Annotated in this window: 20 protein-coding genes and 1 tRNA gene; 4 read left to right on the forward strand and 17 right to left on the reverse strand. The window is 69.6% G+C overall.

Going from position 1 to position 18,264, the window contains the following annotated elements:
* Positions 1 to 84: 84 nt before the first annotated feature.
* The 10 genes from BM249_RS02115 to BM249_RS02160 form a co-directional block, all read right to left on the reverse strand.
* Positions 85 to 161: transfer RNA gene (locus BM249_RS02115), tRNA-Pro, on the reverse strand.
* A gap of 87 nt (positions 162 to 248) precedes the next feature.
* Positions 249 to 1,046, reverse strand: coding sequence for a 4'-phosphopantetheinyl transferase family protein (locus BM249_RS02120; protein ID WP_244528536.1), 798 nt, complete (start codon positions 1,044 to 1,046; stop codon positions 249 to 251).
* Positions 1,043 to 1,276 carry a hypothetical protein gene (locus BM249_RS02125; protein WP_091968511.1) on the reverse strand — a complete coding sequence of 78 codons (234 nt, stop codon included), beginning with the start codon at positions 1,274 to 1,276 and terminating at the stop codon, positions 1,043 to 1,045. The genes BM249_RS02120 and BM249_RS02125 overlap by 4 nt, the downstream gene beginning before the upstream one ends.
* A 113-nt stretch (positions 1,277 to 1,389) precedes the next feature.
* On the reverse strand, positions 1,390 to 2,262 hold the full coding sequence (locus BM249_RS02130; RefSeq protein ID WP_091968513.1) for an RNA polymerase factor sigma-32: 873 nt from the start codon (positions 2,260 to 2,262) through the stop codon (positions 1,390 to 1,392).
* 285 nt (positions 2,263 to 2,547) lie between these two features.
* A complete protein-coding gene (locus tag BM249_RS02135) occupies positions 2,548 to 3,141 on the reverse strand; it encodes a CarD family transcriptional regulator (RefSeq protein WP_091968515.1) in 594 nt (197 codons plus the stop codon).
* Between the two features lie 448 nt (positions 3,142 to 3,589).
* The gene (gene fdxA / locus BM249_RS02140) at positions 3,590 to 3,928 is read right to left on the reverse strand and encodes a ferredoxin FdxA (protein WP_091968517.1); all 339 of its coding nucleotides are present in this window, start codon (positions 3,926 to 3,928) and stop codon (positions 3,590 to 3,592) included.
* Positions 3,929 to 4,166: 238 nt separating this feature from the next.
* Positions 4,167 to 4,442 carry an RNA-binding S4 domain-containing protein gene (locus BM249_RS02145; RefSeq protein WP_091968519.1) on the reverse strand — a complete coding sequence of 92 codons (276 nt, stop codon included), beginning with the start codon at positions 4,440 to 4,442 and terminating at the stop codon, positions 4,167 to 4,169.
* A gap of 14 nt (positions 4,443 to 4,456) precedes the next feature.
* Positions 4,457 to 7,807 (reverse strand): helicase-related protein, encoded by a 3,351-nt coding sequence (locus tag BM249_RS02150; protein ID WP_091968520.1) that lies wholly within the window; start codon positions 7,805 to 7,807, stop codon positions 4,457 to 4,459.
* Positions 7,808 to 7,961: 154 nt separating this feature from the next.
* On the reverse strand, positions 7,962 to 8,411 hold the full coding sequence (locus tag BM249_RS02155; protein WP_244528537.1) for a hypothetical protein: 450 nt from the start codon (positions 8,409 to 8,411) through the stop codon (positions 7,962 to 7,964).
* A 6-nt stretch (positions 8,412 to 8,417) separates the two neighbouring features.
* Complete coding sequence (locus BM249_RS02160; protein ID WP_425284776.1) at positions 8,418 to 9,332, reverse strand: DUF3108 domain-containing protein; 915 nt, start codon at positions 9,330 to 9,332, stop codon at positions 8,418 to 8,420.
* A 299-nt stretch (positions 9,333 to 9,631) separates the two neighbouring features.
* Here BM249_RS02160 and rpmB point away from each other — a divergent pair, with 299 nt between their 5' ends.
* A complete protein-coding gene (gene rpmB / locus BM249_RS02165; RefSeq protein ID WP_091968522.1) occupies positions 9,632 to 9,937 on the forward strand; it encodes a 50S ribosomal protein L28 in 306 nt (101 codons plus the stop codon).
* Between the two features lie 261 nt (positions 9,938 to 10,198).
* Here rpmB and BM249_RS02170 read toward each other — a convergent pair whose 3' ends face one another.
* From BM249_RS02170 to BM249_RS02190, 5 genes are all read right to left on the reverse strand, one after another.
* Positions 10,199 to 10,771: an NUDIX domain-containing protein gene (locus BM249_RS02170; RefSeq protein WP_091968524.1), complete on the reverse strand. Its 573-nt coding sequence runs from the start codon at positions 10,769 to 10,771 to the stop codon at positions 10,199 to 10,201.
* A gap of 115 nt (positions 10,772 to 10,886) precedes the next feature.
* Positions 10,887 to 11,147: a sulfurtransferase TusA family protein gene (locus BM249_RS02175; RefSeq protein WP_091968526.1), complete on the reverse strand. Its 261-nt coding sequence runs from the start codon at positions 11,145 to 11,147 to the stop codon at positions 10,887 to 10,889.
* Positions 11,148 to 11,240: 93 nt separating this feature from the next.
* Positions 11,241 to 11,696, reverse strand: a complete 456-nt coding sequence (locus tag BM249_RS02180) for a hypothetical protein (RefSeq protein WP_091968528.1) — start codon at positions 11,694 to 11,696, stop codon at positions 11,241 to 11,243.
* A 142-nt stretch (positions 11,697 to 11,838) separates the two neighbouring features.
* Positions 11,839 to 13,206, reverse strand: coding sequence for a glutamate--cysteine ligase (locus BM249_RS02185; protein WP_091968530.1), 1,368 nt, complete (start codon positions 13,204 to 13,206; stop codon positions 11,839 to 11,841).
* 129 nt (positions 13,207 to 13,335) lie between these two features.
* Positions 13,336 to 14,088: a 16S rRNA (uracil(1498)-N(3))-methyltransferase gene (locus tag BM249_RS02190; RefSeq protein ID WP_091968532.1), complete on the reverse strand. Its 753-nt coding sequence runs from the start codon at positions 14,086 to 14,088 to the stop codon at positions 13,336 to 13,338.
* Between the two features lie 279 nt (positions 14,089 to 14,367).
* On the opposite strand from BM249_RS02190, the gene BM249_RS02195 reads away from it, so the two are divergent.
* Both BM249_RS02195 and ubiA read left to right on the forward strand, forming a co-directional pair.
* A complete protein-coding gene (locus BM249_RS02195) occupies positions 14,368 to 14,835 on the forward strand; it encodes a hypothetical protein (protein ID WP_091968534.1) in 468 nt (155 codons plus the stop codon).
* A 60-nt stretch (positions 14,836 to 14,895) separates the two neighbouring features.
* A complete protein-coding gene (gene ubiA / locus BM249_RS02200) occupies positions 14,896 to 15,855 on the forward strand; it encodes a 4-hydroxybenzoate octaprenyltransferase (protein WP_091968536.1) in 960 nt (319 codons plus the stop codon).
* Between the two features lie 10 nt (positions 15,856 to 15,865).
* On the opposite strand, the gene BM249_RS02205 is transcribed toward ubiA, so the two are convergent.
* Positions 15,866 to 16,363: a DUF6101 family protein gene (locus tag BM249_RS02205; protein ID WP_425284777.1), complete on the reverse strand. Its 498-nt coding sequence runs from the start codon at positions 16,361 to 16,363 to the stop codon at positions 15,866 to 15,868.
* A gap of 328 nt (positions 16,364 to 16,691) precedes the next feature.
* Here BM249_RS02205 and BM249_RS02210 point away from each other — a divergent pair, with 328 nt between their 5' ends.
* Positions 16,692 to 17,516 carry a 3'(2'),5'-bisphosphate nucleotidase CysQ gene (locus BM249_RS02210; protein WP_091968538.1) on the forward strand — a complete coding sequence of 275 codons (825 nt, stop codon included), beginning with the start codon at positions 16,692 to 16,694 and terminating at the stop codon, positions 17,514 to 17,516.
* A 152-nt stretch (positions 17,517 to 17,668) separates the two neighbouring features.
* Here the strand turns inward: BM249_RS02210 and trxA are convergent, their stop codons facing one another.
* On the reverse strand, positions 17,669 to 17,989 hold the full coding sequence (gene trxA, locus BM249_RS02215; RefSeq protein ID WP_091968540.1) for a thioredoxin: 321 nt from the start codon (positions 17,987 to 17,989) through the stop codon (positions 17,669 to 17,671).
* Positions 17,990 to 18,264: the final 275 nt, after the last annotated feature.

Genomic DNA, 18,264 nt, shown 5'->3' on the forward strand with positions numbered 1-18,264 from the left:
ACCGCCGGGTCGAGGTCTAAAGGATTCTTCTGAAGATTTGCTTGTGCTCTCTGAGCCGGGAAGACCACCCCTTCTGAAGGGGGCTGGTCGGAGTGGCAGGATTTGAACCTGCGACCCCCACGTCCCGAACGTGGTGCGCTACCAGACTGCGCTACACTCCGAAGGCCGGCGCGCTGCGCCGACGGACGGACCTATAGCGAGGCTCGCGGCGGCCTGCAAGCGGCTCGTTCGGGTCTCGCGCGCTTTCTTCACGCCATCGGCCGATTCATCCAATCCACCGGGAGCCGCCATAGACGGCAGGGGACGTGGGAAGCTTCGATGGCAACGGCGCCCGTCGCGCCCGGCGCGGGGGCGAGGCGGATCAGGGTCCAGGCCGTGGATGGAGTGCCGGCGACGTCGAGGAGCGCGGGCGCGACAGGAGGGATCGTGACGGCAAAGCCGTCTAGGGGCTGCGAAAGACCGGCGCCGGACGCTTTCACGACGGCCTCCTTCGCCGTCCAGGCCGCATAGAAGGCGGCCTCCCGGTTCGGTCCAGCGGCTTCGAGGGCAGCGATTTCGCGGGGATGAAAGTGCGCACGCGCGATCCGCAAGGCATCGGAGAGAGGGCGATGCGCCTCGATGTCGACACCGATACGCGCCGTGGTCGAGACGGCGACGAGGGCATGATCGCCCGAATGCGAGAGGTTAAAGTCGAGGGGGACACAGCCTCCCCGGGCGAGCGCATCCCATCCCGTGAGGCTTGGCCGCCCCGTCGGCGAGATCGCGAAGGTCAGGGATCGGGGGTTCGCACCGAGGAGGCCCCCCAGGATGATCCGCAGGGCGGCATGACTGGCGATGAAGCGGTCTCGGTCCTGTGGTCGCAGGAAGCGATCGGCTCGGTCGCGCTCATCATCGTTCAGAAGGCGCGTGCCGTTCGCGCGACGCTCGGCATCGAGGTCGAGGGCGATGTGCCAGACGGCGTGCCCGCGAAAGGGCAGCGGCGCGGCCTCCGACCAATCATCACCGGAAACGGAACATGTTGTGGGATGCGTCCCCCTTCCCCTCACCGCTTCGAGGGAGCGAGGGCCGAACGAACCGCGTCGCGGCGGTTCGCCAGGATCAGGATGCAAAGGTACCCGAGTTCCGCGAAGATCAGGGCGCACACGAGAACACCAACCGCGAGTTCCAAGGGCAACTGACACACGAGGGCGACGACCAACGCGAAGCCAACGGATGCGCCGACGAGGGACGGCAGGACAGTTATGGACTTCCAGGTGAGGGTCGTGAGTTTAAGCATCGCTTCCATCGCAGCAACCTACTTAAGGTTAGTGCAACGGCTGGCGGTGAAAAAGCCCAATTTGGTTGCAGTTACGCCATATGCTCGCCGATTCAGCAGCGGATGATAGATTCCTAAGCGTACACGTTGCCGGCTGTCTGCGGGAAACGCTCCGCCAGGGCACGCCGCAATTTCTCCAGGGCCCGGTTCTCGATCTGCCGCACGCGCTCCTTGGAAATGCCGAGGCGAGAGCCCAGGGCCTCCAGGGTGGCCTGATCCTCGGCGAGACGGCGCTCCTTCAGGATTCGCAGCTCGCGCTCGGACAGGACCGCCAGGGCTTCGTTGAGCCAGGTCAGGCGTCGCTCGCCATCGACCTGAGCGGAGACGGCCTCATCGGGGAGGGCCGCGCCATCGACGAGGAAGTCCATCCGCTCCGACGAAGCCTCGCTCTCCTCGCCGACGGGGGCGTTGAGGGACATGTCCGGGCCGGACAAGCGCGCGTCCATTAGGGCGACGTCCTCGCGCGACACACCGATGGCGGTGGCGATGCGGCGATGAATTTCATCGCCGACATGCTCCTCGGTCGATTGCATGAGGCGAGCGCGCAGGCGCCGAAGATTGAAGAACAGGGTCTTCTGAGCGGAACTGGTGCCGCCGCGGACGATGGACCAGTTGCGCAGGATGTAATCCTGGATCGAGGCGCGGATCCACCACGTGGCATAGGTGGAGAACCGGACTTCGCGATCCGGCTCGAACCGGGCGGCGGCCTCCATCAGGCCGACATGGCCCTCCTGGATGAGGTCGGCCATGGGCAGGCCGTAATGCCGGAAGCGGCCCGCGATGGCGATGACGAGGCGCATATGCGCTTCGATGAGACCGTGCAGGGCGCGCTCGTCCCGCTTGTCCTTCCAGCGAACGGCGAGGCCACGTTCTTCGTCCCGGGCAAGGAAGGGCGCTTCCATCGCCGTGCGTATGAACTGGCGCCGTATTCCAGCGATGTCCGCCATCCCCGCCTCCGCCTCGTTGAAACGTTCGCTTCTGCCGCTGGGGCGAGCGACCCGTATGTCGGGGCAGCCTCGGGTCCCTCGCGTGGCGACTGACAACGGGACCGTTGCGGCATGGTTCCCGGATCGGGACGGGAGGAACAGATCGCTTTTTCGTGAGGGTGAGAATTGGAAACGGATCGATTCCGTACAGACGAGGTCGTCGAAGGTAAAAATCCGTTGCCCAAACGAAAAAGCCCGGCGCTGCTGCGCCGGGCCCGATCGAACTTCACGTGGGTGGCGGGCGGCTCAGGCCGCCTCTTCCTGCATGTCGTCGCCGTCGGCATCACCCTCGACTTCCGCCTCACCCTTGGCGCGACGGGGCGACTTGGCGAGGCTCTGCTCGATGAGCTTGAGGGCCTCGGTCTCGGTGATACGGTTCACCGAGGAGATCTCGCGCACAACCCGGTCGAGGGCGGCCTCGTAGAGCTGACGCTCGCTGTAGGATTGCTCGGGCTGGGCCTCGGACCGGTAGAGATCGCGCACGACCTCCGTCACCGACAGCAGGTCGCCGGAATTGATCTTGGCCTCGTATTCCTGGGCGCGGCGCGACCACATGGTGCGCTTGATCCGGGCGCGGCCGGTGAGCAGATCGAGGGCCTTCTTCACCAGTTCAGGCTCGGCGAGCTTGCGCATGCCGACGCTGTTGGCCTTCGCGGTGGGAACGCGCAGGACCATCTTGTCCTTCTCGAACGATACGACGAACAGTTCGAGTTTGTAGCCGGCGATCTCCTGCTCCTCGATGGCGGTGATGCGCCCGACACCATGCGCCGGATAGACGACCGCTTCGCCGGTCTTGAAGCCTTGGCGGCCTGATGCCGTCGTCTTCTTGGCTGTGGTCATGCGAGAAGCGCCTCCAGAACATCGCGCGGGCTCGATCGCCGCGCCGAACGGTAATCCCGGGGTGGGTCACCCGGCCTCGGCCCCTTGCCGCCGACCCGGCATCTCGGATGCCGAACCCACGGTTTCCCGGGCCAGCCGTCACAGCGCAACGAAGGATCGGCCGCAGAAGGCGCTGGGCGCCTCCGGCGGTCGATCGCATGCGACCTCATTTTCTCAAGGATTGAGAGAGCCATCTCGCGAGGGCCGGAGGAAGCACATCGAGTACGAACGACGGCAGGCGGTAGGCATAGCACATTCGTGCCGCCGAATCAAAGGATTGCCGGCGCAGGCTCACCTGAGCGCCCCACACGAATCCCCAGCCGATGGGAAGTTTGGTGACCGGATTCGGTGTCGCCGCATCCGGAAGGCGGTGACGTTGCGGAGGCCCCGACGTCGGATCGTCGCAGCCTCAATCGCCGGTGCCGGGCTTCGCCGAGAAGTGGGCCTCGAACTTGCCAGCGACCCCGTCCCAGGTTTTGGCGTCGGCGGGGGCGTCCTTCTTCTGGGTGATGTTCGGCCAGGTCTTCGCGTAATCGGCGTTGACCTTCAGCCAAGTCTCGAGGCTCGGCTCGGTATCGGGCTTGATCGCCTCGGCCGGGCATTCCGGCTCGCACACGCCGCAATCGATACACTCGTCCGGATGGATGACGAGCATGTTCTCGCCCTCGTAGAAGCAGTCCACCGGACAGACTTCGACGCAGTCCATGTACTTGCACTTGATGCAGTTGTCGGTGACGACGTAGGTCATGGGGCCTTCAGTCCTCGATCCGCCCGTCCTTCGGGCTTCGACGGGCCAAGCCCGCCGTCTCGAAGATGGTGCGAATCCGTTGACGCTTTGACGTGGGACGGGACGTAAGCCCGCTCTTATCCAATGGTGGTCGCTCTAGACCCTGTCCGAGGGACTGACAAGCGCACCGGCACTCCCCCGCGAAACGGATAGGCCCGGTGTCGTATGCGGGTCACGGACCGAACACCAGGGCGCCGGGTCAGCCCTGCAGTGGGTCGAGGGCGGCGTAGAGCGTCTGGGCCTCGGGGGCGCCGCCCCGGCGTTCGCCGAGGTCGAGCACCCGCACCAGGGCAGTGGTGTGGGCCGCCGCCACGGTAACGACGTCGCCGATGGCGAGGGCCGTCGCCGCCGCCTCCGCCCGCTTTCCGTTCACCCGGACGTGGCCCGCTTCCACGAGGCGCGCGGCCAGGGTCCGGGTCCGCGCGAACCGCGCGAACCACAGCCATTTGTCGAGACGCTGGCGCCCCGGCTTCATCGCTCAGAAGCGGGTCAACGCTTGTCCCCGCCGCCCGATTCCAGCTGCGCCTTCAGGGCGGCGAGCTTGGCGAAGGGCGAATCCGGATCCGGGGCACGCTCACGACGCTGCGGACGCGGCTCGTCGCGCGGGGCGGCGCGGGACTCGTCGCGGCGTTCGGGCCGGGTCCGGCCGGGCTCGAACCGCTCGCGGCGCTGCGGACGCCCGTTCTCCGGGCGCCCCCCCTCGCGACGGCCGCCATCGGGCCGCTCGCCGGCGCCGCCGCGCGGACGACCCTGCCCCTCGCCGGCACCCTGGCGCTGATCGCGACGCTGGTCCGGCCGCCCTTCGCCGGGGGCGCGGTTCGCCGCCGCCCCGTCCCGATCACGCCCGCCGCCACGGGGGCGGTTCTGACGCGGGGCGCTGCGCTGCTGACGCTGGAGGCGCCAGACCTCGACGGTGGCGACTTCGACGGGTGCCGTTTCGGCCTCGGTCGCCTCGCCCTCGGGGGACACGTCCTGCGCTGCGGCGGCCTCGGATGTCGCCTCGGACGCCTCTTCGACGGGGTGCTCGGCCGCATCGGCGAGGCTCGCGGCCTCGGCCACGGGCTCCGGTGCCACGCTCTCCGCGGCATCCAAAGCGGCGGGAGCCGGCTCGGACGCTTCAGGCTCGGACGAAACGGTTTCGGCCGGCGCGGCCTCGACGGCTTCGGCGACGGAGGGGGCCGTCACGGAATCGGCCGTGGAACCGGGCTCGATCGCCGTCGCCTCGGCGGGCTCGTCCGTCGTGGCCTGCGCCTCGCCCTCTACACCGGCCTGCGTCGAAGCCGCGTCGGGCTCGGGTTCGGCACCCTCGGCGGCCGGGGCGGAGACCTGCACCGGCTGTGTCGAGGCCGCCGGCAGCAGCGGCACGGTGATGGCGGGACCCGGCCGGGTCTCGGGGGCGTAACCGAGGGATTTCAGGATCGAGGCGAAATCCTCACCCGAGCAGCCGACGAGGGAGGTCATCCCCACGGTGGCGACGAAGGCGTCGCCGTCGGCGGCCCCCACCGGCGCCTCACCGGGCGTGGTGCCGGGACGATAGGCAATGGCCGGTCGAATCAGGTCGGCGAGGCGCTCCAGGATGTCGACGCGCACGGCTCGCTCGCCGCACACCCGGAAGCCGGCGGCGCGGTAGAGGCCCTTGGCGATCTCCGGATCGACCTTGATGGAGGTGCGGCCGGAGCTCGCCAGATGCGCGATCTCGTCGAGGCCGCGCTGGTCGAGGCCGCCGTTCTTCAGGGCCCAGAGCTGGGCCGCGAGGGTGCGGGGCGCCGGCTTCAGGAGGGCGGGCAGGAAGATGTGATAGGCGCCGAACCGCACGCCGTGGCGGCGGAGCGCCCCGCGTCCCTCCTGATCGAGGGTGCGCATCTCGTGCATCACCTTGGCGCGCTCGAGCACGCCGAGGGACTCGACCACCTGATAGCCGATGCCCTTGGCCAGCCCCGTGAGGTCGGCCGCCGTCTCGATCTCCATGAGGGGACCGAGGAGACGGGTGACATGGGCCTTCAGCCAAGCGACGAGGCGCGCCTCGACCTTGTCGCGGGCCGGGCCCGTGAGTTGCTCGTCGGCGAGCAGGCGGACGTGGGGCTCGAACAGCTTGTCGCCGGGCGTGAGCTTGGCCACGGGGTCGCCGGTCCAGCGCACGACGCCGTCGTGGCTGAGCACGAGGGTTGTGTCGGCGGTGGTCGCGAACCGCTCGGCGCGGGCCTCGATCTCGCCGCCCAGCGCCTTCTCGGCCGCGCTGCGCAGGGTTTTCGCCTCATGGCCTTCCGCGCCGGGGTCCGGGACGAACTGGAAGCCATGCAGATGGCCGACATGCTGTCCCTCGACGGTCACGTCCCCGCCGGCGGTGATCTCAGCTTCCAACATCGTATTCTCTCTCAAGCGCCGCATCAGGACGCTGGTACGCCGATCGACGAAACGGCTGGCAAGGCGTTCGTGCAGGGCGTCGGACAGCCTGTCCTCTACCCGACGCGTCTCGCCCTGCCAATGCAAAGGATCGACCAGCCAGTCCGGCCGGTTCGCCACGAAGGTCCAGGTCCTCCCTTGCGCGATGCGCTGGGACAGGGCGTCGATGTCGCCGTCCGTGCGGTCGATCATCGCCACGTGCTTGGCGAACCAGTCGTTGGGAATGCGCCCGGCCATGCCCCGCATGAGGAAGCGGAACAACTGGGAGACGAGGTCGGCGTGGGTCTGGGGATGGACCTTGCGATAATCCGGCACGCCGCAGACGTCCCAGAGGCGCTTCACCGTCGTCGGGCTCGACGCCATGTCGCGGATGTCGTCCTCGCGCATGAGGATTTCGAGGGCCGACTGGTCCTCGCCCATGGGCGCGCGGGTGAGGCCGCGCTCGCGGGGGTGCTCGTCCAGACTCTCCTGCAGCCGCTTGAGCGAGCCGAAGTCGAGGTCCGGATTGCGCCACTGTAGCATCCGCAGGGGCTCGAAATCGTGGTTCTCCAGGGCCTCGACCATCTCTTGGTCGAAGGGGGCGCAGCGCCCCGTGGAGCCGAAGGTGCCGTCCGAGAGGTGCCGCCCGGCGCGGCCGGCGATCTGCCCCATCTCCGGGGGCGTGAGCTTGCGAAAGCGCGTGCCGTCGTACTTCCAGTTCGCCGCGAAGGCGACGTGGTCGACGTCGAGGTTGAGGCCCATGCCGACGGCGTCCGTGGCGATGAGGTAATCGACCTCGCCCGACTGGTAGAGCTCGACTTGCGCGTTGCGGGTGCGGGGCGACAGGGCGCCGAGCACCACGGCGGCCCCGCCGCGCTGGCGCCGGATCAGCTCGGCGATGGCGTAGACCTCTTCCGCCGAGAAGGCCACGATGGCGGTGCGCCGAGGCAGGCGCCCGAGCTTTTTTTCACCCGCGAACGTCAGCTTGGACAGGCGTGGGCGCGTCGTCGTGTGCACGCCCGGGATCAGCGACTGCACCAGGGGCAGCATGGTCGAGGAGCCGATGAGCAGTGTCTCCTCGCGCCCGCGCTGGTGCAGCAGGCGGTCGGTGAAGACGTGGCCCCGGTCCATGTCGGCGGAGAGCTGGATCTCGTCGATGGCCACATAGGCGACGTCGAGGTCGCGCGGCATCGCCTCGATGGTGGAGATCCAGTAGCGCGGCCGGTCGGGCTTGATCTTCTCCTCGCCCGTGACGAGCGCGACCTTGTCGGCTCCGACCTTGGCGACGACCCGCAGGTAGACCTCGCGGGCGAGCAGCCGCAGGGGGAGGCCGATCATGCCGGTGGGGTGGGCGAGCATCCGCTCGATGGCGAGGTGGGTCTTGCCGGTGTTGGTCGGCCCGAGCACCGCCGTGACGCCGCGTGCGCGGGCCTGCGGGGGAAGGGAGGGGCGGATCATGGGCGAGGGGCGGTCCCTTCGGCGAGACGAACCGGCGACGGGGAGGCGTCGCGCGGGGGAGGCCCCGCGCCGAAATCATCCCTGGACACCTCCGCCCGCCCGGCCCGGCATCGAGCCGGAAGCAGTCGCGCGGAGGTTTTTCCCAGGAAATCCCTCAGTCGCCCCGGCGCAGCCGGGGCGGAAGCCGTTCCCCATATGGGGCGTAGACCCCGCCGTCGCCAAGGCCGCCCGGCCCCGGTCCGCCCGCGTCGTATCCGCCCCTCGGGTCATAGCCCGGGCCAGGTCCGTAGCCTGGACCGGGGGGGCCGTAGCCTGGACCGGGGCCGTAACCGCCGCCCGAACCATAGGGGCCTGGCAAGCCCGGCGCGACGTAGAGATCGACGCCGGGCGGACGGATGGAGGGGGCGAGATCGGCACACATGCTGTCGGGCATCGCAGTGATCGGGCCGCGCCGGGGACGGCGACCCTCCACCACCTCGGCGGAGGAATAGGCATCGCCGCCGCATCCCGACGGGTCGTTGGTCAGGGGGTCGGCGAGGGCCGGGGCCGCCCACAGGGTGGACGAGGCCGAAAGGGCCAGGAAGGCGAGCAGGCTGCGGCGCATGGGGTGTCAGTTCCGTCCGTCGAGGCTCGCCAAGGCGCCGGCCGGAGGCGTGCCGGCCGTGGTGGAGCCGCCGCCGCGGGTCCATCGCGTCGCCTCGATGATGTTGGTGCCGATGGTGGTGCGTACGGAGATACGGATCGGCAGGAGTACGCGGGTGCCCTCCACGGGGGCGAGCCACACGGACATGTCGCGGTTGTCCTCCATGAACTTCACCCCCGGCCGGTCGGGCCGATGCCCGGCAATGGCCTGATAGCGGGCGTTGCACACGAGGATCGGCCCGGCATAGCCCGGTTTCTCGATGGTGCGGGTTTCACCGTAGCTCAGCACCACGTCGAACCGTGTGGCGCCATCGAACACCGGAAGGGTGCGGTTGCAATTGCCCGGGTCGATGAGCTCGCCCCGGGCGATGGCCGGCATCATGAGGGCGCTCGCCGGATCGATGACCCCGCGCTTGTTGTCGGGCGTGATCGGAACCCGATCACCCATATCGACGAGGGGCGGGGTGATTTCCGCCTGGGTGACGTTGCCGCGCGCCAGCGCCATGCGCACGGCGATGCCCGAATTCGAGGTCTTGGTGGAAATCGCGAAGGCGTTCGGCTGCGGCCCGGCGCCGATGAGACCGCTGGCGCGGGCCGAGCCCATCCCGCCCGTCACCGCCCCGGCGAGGCCCGTGAGCCGGGCCGATACGTCCATGCGGTAGCGCGGCCCCTCGAACTGCCCCGCCACCTGGGCGGTACCGATGGAGATGCCGGCGAGCGCGATGCCGTAATCCACCGTGACGTGGGCGGGGGCCGCCGGCTTCGGACGCGCCTGCGCCGGCATCGCCAGCAGGAGGGCCGGCAACAGACCAGCGCCGACGAGGCGTCGGTGTGAACGGCGTTTGCGAGAACGGCTCTTGGCCGGAACGTGCAGGGCGCACATGAGGGGAACTCGGTTGGAAACGCGGGGAACGGCGGGTGGCCCGGTAACGGCGGGGCCGGGTTCCGTCCTTGTTCCCGCATCGTCGTTCCCCATGGTTAATACATCGTTGGGGGTACGGCGGACGGGCGGAGGTCGTGCCTGAAAAAGGTCGCGGTACCTTGACGACGGGGGCCACCGTCCCCTATAGGCTCGCGCCTTCAATGAGACGCCGCTCCACCGGGCTTGGCGTGCGAGAGGCCCTTCGCGGGTGTCCCGCCATCGCCCTGTCGGACACGCGGAACGAACCGGGAATTAGAATTATGTCGCGCCGTTGCGAACTCACGGGCAAAGCCGTGCAGACCGGCCACCTCGTGAGCCACTCGAACCGCAAGACCAAGTGCCGGTTCTTGCCGAACCTGTGCCAGGTCACCCTGCAGTCGGATGCCCTCAAGCGTCGTGTGCGCCTGCGCGTCACCGCCCACGCCCTGCGCTCCGTCGAACATCGCGGCGGCCTCGACGCCTTCCTCATCAAGGCCAGCGAGATCGAGCTGTCGCAGACCGCTCGCCTCATCAAGCGCGAGATCCACAAGAAGCTCGCCGAGGTCGAGGCTCCCGCCGCCGCCTGAGGCCCCCGGTCCTTCCCGGACCCGACCGATCGTCTCGAAGCCGCCGTCCGCCAATGCGTGGGCGGCGGTTTTTCGTGTTCGGTCGGCTTTCGCGCCCTTTCCGGCCCCCGATGCTCCATCTTCCCGCCCCGAACAATCCCGACGCGCGAGCCGCCACGGCCGCCTCGTCGCGGGTGAACGATATCGGGCGGGGATCAGGAGCGTGGCGACGGAGACATGCCCGGGGCGCTCGGCCATCCGCCCGGAGAGCGGGAGGCCGGTTCAGACGCCCGCGAACAGATCGGGGCGCCGCAATCGCAGGGCGTAGACGAGGAGTAACGTCTTGATGTCGGTGATCTCGCCCCGGTCGCTCATGGCCCCGAGGGTGTCGAGGCCGATCTCGTGGACGGTGATGGTCTCGTGCTCGGACTCCAAGCCGCCGCCGGGGCCGGAGCGGTCATCGGCGCCGTAGGGGGCGAGGAACAGATCTACTTGTTCCGTCGAAATCCCCGGCATACTCCAGCCGCAGGTGATCCGTTCCAGGGCTCCGAGACGCACGCCGACTTCCTCATAGGCCTCGCGCCGGGCCCCCTCCTCCGGGTCGGCCTCGTCGAGGAGTCCCGCCGGGACTTCGAGCAGGGATTCGGTGCTCGCGGCATAGAGGGCGGCGGGGCGGAACTGCTCGACGAGGAGAGCCATGCCCCGGACCGGATCGTAGGGCAGCACCGCCACCGCCCGGCCATGATCCTCGATCTCGCGGGCGAGACGGGTCCCATCCGGCATCGTCACCTCGGCCACGAGGAACCGGCTCCAGCCGTCGTGCAGGATCCGAGTGCCGCGGATGACAGGCGCCATACTTCTTCCCCCTCGTCGCCTGGACCGGCCGACGCGAGAGGCGCCTTAGCAGGGGGTTGGCGCACGAATGAGGCAGGACCGGTCGATCGCCTGCGTGGCCCCCGGGCGGAAGAGGCTAATCCGCCCCGCGCCGGATGGTGAAGCGGGCCGCCCCCGCCCGGCTTTCCTGGCTCAGGAGGACATGCCCCTCGCTGCGCACGAGGTGGGGAATATCGATGACCGCCAGGGGATCGGTGCTCAGGACCGACAGGACGGCGCCGGGCGGCAGGGTGCGCAGGGCCTTGCGCGTACGCAGGACCGGCAGAGGACACTTCAGACCGGATAGGTCGAGTTCGTCTGGCGGGTTTCCGATCGTCGCGGATATCTGGCCGGTCATGGCGTCTTCGACCCACGAAAAACCCGCCGGGGCACGCGCTCCCGACGGGTGATGGCGGTGAGACGGCCCGGCGCAACCGGGCCGTCTCAGACTTCAGTAGCCGTAGCCGTAAGCGGGATAGCCATAGCTGTAGCCGTAGGCGGGAGCCGCGTAGCCGTAGCCGTAAGCCGGCGCGGCGTAGCCATAATCATACGCGCGGGCGCCGTAGCCGTAACCGGCGCCGACATAGCCGTTGTCGTAATAACCGTAGCGCGGAGCCTGGCTCGCCGCGATGGCGCCGCCGATGATGCCCAGCGCCGCGCCGGCCGCGAGGGCGCCGCCGATGCCGGGGCCGCGACGGTAGCCGTAACCACGACCGTAATAGCCACGCCCATAGTAGCCATGGCCGTAGCCGCCGCGCCAGCGCACGTTCTCGACGGAGGCGTTACCGCCCCCGACCTGGACGGCGTTGAGCGCGGGAAGCGGCGCGGCCTCGGCGGCCGTGAACGAGCCCGCGGACAGGCCGATGGCCGTGGTGCCGGCCAGGGCGAGGGACAGAATGCGAGACATGCAAAATGCTCCAAGAGGTGATCAGATACCCCTTAGAACGGCATCGCCCCTGAACCGTTCCCGAACAAGCACAGTCAAGCCTTCGTGAAAAGAAGCACGCCTTTCGCCGTATCCACCCGTGCGACCAAACCGCTCCGACGGCTCAGAACACACATTCGGTGAAGGCCGGCTCGACGGAGCGTTGCCAACGGCCCTCGTAATCGGCCAGACGCGCCTCCGCCCGCGAGCGTCCGTCGGCCACGATGGCTTCCAGGGGCTGGAGGTGGCGGCTCTCGTCCTGGCCATGGGCGTCGCGGCGGCCCCGGGCGGCGAGGCCGGAGCGCGCCACCGCCAGGGCTTCGGCCGCCACGGCGCCGAGGGGCCGGCCGCCGATGCGGGCGGCGAGGCCGAGGCGCGGCACCGTGGCGCGCAGGCATTCGCGTTCGGCGTCGCTCCAGCCCTTGGCGATGTCCCAGGCGGCGGCGAGGGCCGCGTCGTCGTAGAGCAGGCCGACCCAGAACGCCGCCTGGGCGGCGATCATCTCCGGCCCGCCGACATCGGCGCCGCGCATTTCGAGGAAGCGCTTCAGCCGCACCTCCGGGAAGGCCGTGGAGGCGTGGTTGGCCCAGTCCGACACCGTGGCGCGCTCGCCCGGCAGGGCGTCGAGCTTGCCCGCCATGAGATCACGGAAGGAGGCGCCGGTGACGTCGTGATAGGTCTCGCCGCGTTTCACGAAGTACATCGGCATGTCGAGGAGCCAGTCGACGTAGGATTCATAGCCGAACCCCGGCGTGAAGGCCCGGGGGAGCATGCCGGTGCGGGCGGGATCGGTGTCGCGCCAGATCTCCGAGCGGCGCGACAGGAAGCCGTTGGGGCGCCCGTCGGTGAACGGCGAATTGGCGAACAGGGCGGTGGCCACGGGCTGCAGCGCCAGGGCGACACGCATCTTGGCGACCATGTCGGCCTCGGAGGCGAAATCGAGATTCACCTGCACGGTGGCCGTGCGCAGCATCATGTCGAGGCCGAGCGCGCCCACCTTCGGCATGTAGGCGGCCATGATCTTGTAGCGGCTCTTCGGCATCACGGGCGTTTCGCCCCGCGTCCATTTCGGACTCATGCCGAGGTCGAGGAAGCCGATGCCGAGGGGCTCAGCCACGCGCTTGGCCGCATCGAGATGGGTGTGCAGTTCGGCGACCGTGGCGTGGACGTCGGCGAGTGGCGCGCCGGAGAGCTCGAACTGCCCACCGGGCTCGAGGGAGATGGCCCCGCCCTCCTGGCCGGCGAGGCCGATGAGATGGCCGGCATCCTCGATGGCGTCCCAGCCGGTCTCCCGCGCCATGCCTTCGAGGAGCGCCCGGATGCCGTCATCCCCGTCGTACGGCACCGGCCGGTTGCCGTCGCGGTAGAACGGGACCTTCTCGTGTTCGGTGCCGATGGCGAAGCGCGCGGACGGCTTCTCCCCCTCGGCGAACCACGCGATCAGTTCCTCCCGCTTCGTCAGCGGCGTCGTGTCGGACGTATCGCGCGCCATGCGCTGGCCTCGTCGTCAAAAGCGTTCGGGTGAGGGGCCGGCCCGACCGGGTCGCGCAACGCCCCATCGGGATGTCGTCTCCTTAATCCACGGCCGCCATGCGAACAACGCACGCAAGCCGGCACGGCTTCAGCGTGTGTCCCCCAGCACCGACTGAACCAAAGCGAGCACCGCCACCGCCGCCGTATCGGCCCGCAGGATGCGCGGCCCGAGGGACAGGGCGACCGTGTTGGGCCGGGCCGAGATCAGGGCGCGCTCCTCCTGGGCAAAACCGCCCTCCGGCCCCACCAGCACGGCGAGGGGCGGAGGCGCCGCCGGGTCCGCCGCCGCGCGCAGGGCCGCGATGGGATCCGACAGGGGGGCGTCCTCGTCGCAGAAGACGAGGAGCCGCTCGGGCGCGAGGGCGGCGAGCGCCACGGGGAGGCGTACCGCTTCGGAAATCTCCGGCAGGGCGAGAATGCCGCACTGCTCGGCGGCCTCGAGGGCGTTGGCGCGCAGGCGCTCGACGTTGAGGCGCTCGCCCTGGGTGTAGCGGGTGAAGACCGGACGGATGGTCCCGGCCCCCATCTCGACGGCCTTCTGGGCGAGGTAATCGAGGCGGGCGCTCTTCAGGGGAGCGAACAGATACTGCAGGTCCGGGCGCGGCGTCTGCGGCCGGGTCTGTTCCCGCACCACGAGATCGGCGCTCTTGCGGCCGCTCTGCGCCAGGGTGGCGCGCCACTCGCCGTCGCGGCCGTTGAACAGCAGTACCGGATCGTCGGGGCCGCGCCGCAGGACGTTGAGGAGATAGTTCGCCTGCGCCCGTTCGAGGGGCAGGACGGCGCCCGGCACGAGATCGTCCGCGACGTGCAGGCGGGGGGCGGTGAAATCATAGGCGGCCATGCCGGGGTGGTCGCGTGGCGCTCGCACCCTGTCAACGCCCGTCGCGGCGGCATCCGGACGATATGTTGCCGAAAGGTTACGAACGCGAACTTTGTGTCCTTTGCTCACGACCGAACGGCGGCGGAGGTTTGCGACTGGAATGAAGCCACATTCCTATGGCGAAGCACGCCTGGGATTCGGTTGCGCGGCCCAGGCTGCAGCGAATCGGCCAAACGCGTCGGCGGTCAGGGGCAGGGCTCCCGCCGGGGCGCCGGGGAGACTTTGAGGGAAAGTCAGAGCATGTCGTTCAAGATCATCGCGGCGGTCGCCGTCGCCCTCGCAGGCTCCCCGTTCGTCGCCGGCGCGGCCTTCGCCCAGGCCCCCGAATGCGGCGCGATCCAGAAAACCCTCCAGGCCCGGAAGGACCTCGTGGCCAAGGCCAACGCCGCCTCGAACTCGAAGAAGAAAATGACCCCGCAGGAAGCCTGCGCCCTGTTCGGCAAGCTGCAGAGCAACGGCGCCGAGGGCCTGAAGTGGATCACCGCCAACAAGGAATGGTGCTCGATCCCGGATTCCTTCGCCGAAGGTTTCAAGGCGGATCACATCAAGGTCGGCGGCATCCGCACCAAGATCTGCGGCATCGCCGCACAGGCCGCCAAGATGGAAGCTCAGGCACGGGCCCAGGCCCAGAACGGCGGCGGTGGCGGCGGCCTCCTCGGCGGCCCGGGGCTGACCGGCGCCATGCGGATGCCCCAGGGCGCCCTCTGATCGACCTCTCGTGATCCGCCGGCTTGTGTCCCGGCGGGAATCCCGGCCATACGCCGGGGCATGAGCGGAACGTCAGCGCCCCCTCCCCCGTTCGAGCGCCCCGTCGCCGATGCCGTGACCGGTCATTGGGTCGATCGGTGGGCGCCAAGGCGGGCGCGGCCCTATCTCCGCCTCGCCCGCATCGACCGGCCCATCGGCTGGTGGCTGCTGCTGCTGCCCTGCTGGTGGTCGGCATCGCTCGCCGCCATCGCGTCGGGCACGGTGCCGAACCCGGTCCACCTCGCCCTGTTCCTCGTCGGCGCCATCGCCATGCGGGGAGCCGGCTCGACCTATAACGACATCGCCGATCGCGACCTCGACGCGCAGGTGGAGCGGACGCGCTCGCGCCCCCTCCCCTCGGGACAGGTGCGCGCGCGACACGCGGCGATGTTCCTCGTGGCCCAGACCCTGGTCGGTCTCGCGGTTCTGCTGCGATTCAACGCCACCGCCATCCTGGTCGGAATCGCGTCGCTCGCCCCCGTGGCGATCTATCCGTTCATGAAGCGCGTGATGTCGATGCCGCAACTCGTGCTCGGCCTCGCCTTCGCATGGGGCGCGCTGATGGGCTGGGTGGCCGCGTTCGGCCGCCTCGATGCCCCGGCCTGGCTCCTCTATGCCGGCACCATCGCGTGGGTGGTGGGCTACGACACGATCTACGCCGTGCAGGACATCGAGGACGATGCCATCGCGGGGATCCGCTCCTCGGCCCGCACCTTCGGACCGCGCCTGAGGGCCGCCATCGGGGCCTGTTACGCCGGGGCCGCTGCCCTCGTCGCCGTCGCCGCCCTGTCGGCTGGGGCCGGTCCCATCGGGTTCCTCGGCGTCGCGGGGTTCGCCGCCCATCTCGCGTGGCAGACGGTTCGCCTGGAGGCGGGGAACGGGCGCAAGGCCCTCATGCTGTTTCGATCGAACCGCGACGCGGGTCTGATCCTGTTCGCCGGCCTCGCCCTCGACGCGGCCTTGCGGGTCTGGATAGGCTAAGGCTGAGCGCTCAGCAGGCACCGCCGGAGACGATCTCGCTCTCGCCGCGATGGATCAGGGGGCGCACGGGCAGGGAGGCCGGCTTGCGGCGCACGAGGAAACGGGGACGGCGGCCGGAAAGCAGGCCGTGACGGCGGCGGGTGCGGGTGCGGCCGAGGGCGACGGGTCCGATCTGCTGCGAGACGGTGGCGAGGCTGCCATCTTCCTTCACGATCATCCGGGGCAGGCCGGATTTGTCGGCCACATCGCGCCACACCGCCACCACCTCGTTCTCGCAGAACGGGCCGAGCCGCTCGATGACGGCGCCGTCCGCCCTAACCAGGAGCAGATCGAAGCGATCCTCGCCGCAGGCGTCGGACGCGTCCTCGGAGAAGGCCAGGGCGACGCCCACGGGCCGCAGGGCGGTGGCGCGGCCGAACACCGGCAGGCGGGCGGCGACGAAGGCGGGCATGGGGGTGGCGGTCTCGCTGGCGGCCGAGACATGGTTCATGTTTGCGAAAGTGTTCATGGCCCGGACCCTCTGTTGGAAGCAACGGCCTCTGTGAGACCGTCCGTCTATGACAAGCAGAATGGCCCCTGATCTCCTCCAGCGACCTTAAGAGTGAGCGTTAAGCGAATATGGACGGGGCCCTGATGCCAAGAATGCTCAACGGTTCCTTGCACTGATCGTCGAGACTTGAGCGTATCGACCTCTGCGCGACGATCCTTGTGGCGGCCGGACAGGCACCCTACAACGGATATGACGGCGCCGTGGCCCCTGCCCGACCTCGCCCTCGACATCTCTCCCGTTGCGTCCCCAGCCCCTGTCCCTTGAGCCACGATCCGAACGGAGCCGCATGCCCGCCAGAGTCCCGGAGACGATTCACGCCCTCGTGCCGGCCCTGCGCGCGACGATCCGCGAGGCGGCCGGCCTCGCCTTTCCCCACTACCGGGCAGGCGGGCAGACGAATGCACGGATCTGGTCCAAGACCGGCGGCTCGCCGGTCACGGAAGCGGATGTCGCCGTCGACACCTTCCTGAAGATCCGCCTGGGCGCCCTGTTGCCCGCGGCGGCGTGGCTGTCGGAGGAGACGGCGGACGACGCCCAGCGCCTCGGGGCGGACCTCGTCTGGATCGTCGATCCCATCGACGGCACCCGCGCCTTCCTCACCGGGCATCCGGACTGGTCGGTCTCCGTGGCCCTCTTGTGCGAGGGTCAGCCGGTGCTCGGCTTCGTCCACGCGCCGGTGCACGACCATTTCTACGAGGCGGTGGCGGGCCACGGCGCGACGCGCAACGGCGCCCCCCTCCGGGTCTCGGCCCAATCCCGTCTGCCGGGCGCCCGGGTGACGGGCCCCAAACCGATGATGGACACGCTCGCGCGCGGCGCCACCCGGGACGGCGTGAAGCCCGAGTTCGTCGTGGTGGAGCGGGTGCCGTCTCTGGCCCTGCGCGTCGCCCGCGTGGCGGAAGGCTCCATCGATGTCGGACTCGTCTCGTCGGATGCCCGCGACTGGGACTTGGCCGGCGCCGACCTCCTCCTGCGGGAAGCCGGTGGCTCGGTGAGCGACCTCTCCGGCACGCCCACCACCTACAATCGCCCCGACCCCGTCCACGGCTCGCTCATCGCCCTATCGGACGGGCTGCGGGAACAGACGGTGGCGGCTCTGGCGCGGGGGTGAACCCGTTCGCGCCAGGGGGCTCCAACGCGAAACCATGCGGGATCGGGAGGGCGCGGGAGCCCGAGGCTCGACCGCTTCGCTCCCCCGGCGGGACATGCACCGGGGCACGGTATGGGCCTCGGCTCCGTTCGACCGGAGCCGAGGCCAGGGCGTCAGGCGCTCGCCTGAATCCAGCGCGAGAGATCACCCTTGGGGGCAGCGCCGACCTTCTGGCTGGCCAATTCGCCGTTCTTGAAGATCAGCAGCGTCGGGATCGAGCGGATGCCGTATTTCGCGGCGATGCCAGGGTTCTCGTCGACGTTGACCTTGGCGATCTTCACCCGCCCCTGGAGATCGGTGGAGATCTCCTCGAGGGCCGGGCCGATCTGGCGGCAGGGGCCGCACCACTCGGCCCAGAAATCCACCACCACGGGCTCGGCGGACTTGAGAACATCCTGCTCGAAACTCGCGTCCGTTACTTTCACCGTGGCCATGACGGTCCCTTTCCGTACTGCGCGCCGGAGCGCATCCCCTCGCGCGGGCCGCATCGGCCCTGTTCCGGACCGGGCGGTCCGGAAGGGGTGCACCGCACAAGCGGCGCCTCCGCCAGAGACTTGGCGACGCGGGGCGGGGCGGTCAAGGCGCCGTCCCTTCCGCGTGGCGCTGGACGAGGCCCGCCGGGGGCCTTGTCCACCGCCCGGCAGCGGCCCATCCGGGCTCCGGGCGGCGGCGACCCTCGTCAAACACCCGGCCTCGCCCCATCTCCCCT

This window comes from Methylobacterium gossipiicola (assembly GCF_900113485.1).
Taxonomy (GTDB): Bacteria; Pseudomonadota; Alphaproteobacteria; order Rhizobiales; family Beijerinckiaceae; genus Methylobacterium; species Methylobacterium gossipiicola.

Excerpts from the sequence above, each read along its gene's own strand:
- BM249_RS02195 (WP_091968534.1), top strand. The coding sequence starts at position 14,368 with ATGTCGTTCAAGATCATCGCGGCGGTCGCCGTCGCCCTCGCAGGCTCC.
- BM249_RS02130 (WP_091968513.1), bottom strand. The coding sequence starts at position 2,262 with ATGGCGGACATCGCTGGAATACGGCGCCAGTTCATACGCACGGCGATG.
- BM249_RS02185 (WP_091968530.1), bottom strand. The coding sequence starts at position 13,206 with ATGGCGCGCGATACGTCCGACACGACGCCGCTGACGAAGCGGGAGGAA.
- BM249_RS02125 (WP_091968511.1), bottom strand. The coding sequence starts at position 1,276 with ATGCTTAAACTCACGACCCTCACCTGGAAGTCCATAACTGTCCTGCCG.
- BM249_RS02190 (WP_091968532.1), bottom strand. The coding sequence starts at position 14,088 with ATGGCCGCCTATGATTTCACCGCCCCCCGCCTGCACGTCGCGGACGAT.
- BM249_RS02145 (WP_091968519.1), bottom strand. The coding sequence starts at position 4,442 with ATGAAGCCGGGGCGCCAGCGTCTCGACAAATGGCTGTGGTTCGCGCGG.
- BM249_RS02160 (WP_425284776.1), bottom strand. The coding sequence starts at position 9,332 with ATGTGCGCCCTGCACGTTCCGGCCAAGAGCCGTTCTCGCAAACGCCGT.
- BM249_RS02180 (WP_091968528.1), bottom strand. The coding sequence starts at position 11,696 with ATGTCTCGCATTCTGTCCCTCGCCCTGGCCGGCACCACGGCCATCGGC.
- fdxA (WP_091968517.1), bottom strand. The coding sequence starts at position 3,928 with ATGACCTACGTCGTCACCGACAACTGCATCAAGTGCAAGTACATGGAC.
- BM249_RS02170 (WP_091968524.1), bottom strand. The coding sequence starts at position 10,771 with ATGGCGCCTGTCATCCGCGGCACTCGGATCCTGCACGACGGCTGGAGC.
- trxA (WP_091968540.1), bottom strand. The coding sequence starts at position 17,989 with ATGGCCACGGTGAAAGTAACGGACGCGAGTTTCGAGCAGGATGTTCTC.
- rpmB (WP_091968522.1), top strand. The coding sequence starts at position 9,632 with ATGTCGCGCCGTTGCGAACTCACGGGCAAAGCCGTGCAGACCGGCCAC.
- BM249_RS02205 (WP_425284777.1), bottom strand. The coding sequence starts at position 16,363 with ATGAACACTTTCGCAAACATGAACCATGTCTCGGCCGCCAGCGAGACC.
- BM249_RS02155 (WP_244528537.1), bottom strand. The coding sequence starts at position 8,411 with ATGCGCCGCAGCCTGCTCGCCTTCCTGGCCCTTTCGGCCTCGTCCACC.
- ubiA (WP_091968536.1), top strand. The coding sequence starts at position 14,896 with ATGAGCGGAACGTCAGCGCCCCCTCCCCCGTTCGAGCGCCCCGTCGCC.
- BM249_RS02210 (WP_091968538.1), top strand. The coding sequence starts at position 16,692 with ATGCCCGCCAGAGTCCCGGAGACGATTCACGCCCTCGTGCCGGCCCTG.
- BM249_RS02150 (WP_091968520.1), bottom strand. The coding sequence starts at position 7,807 with ATGATCCGCCCCTCCCTTCCCCCGCAGGCCCGCGCACGCGGCGTCACG.
- BM249_RS02135 (WP_091968515.1), bottom strand. The coding sequence starts at position 3,141 with ATGACCACAGCCAAGAAGACGACGGCATCAGGCCGCCAAGGCTTCAAG.
- BM249_RS02175 (WP_091968526.1), bottom strand. The coding sequence starts at position 11,147 with ATGACCGGCCAGATATCCGCGACGATCGGAAACCCGCCAGACGAACTC.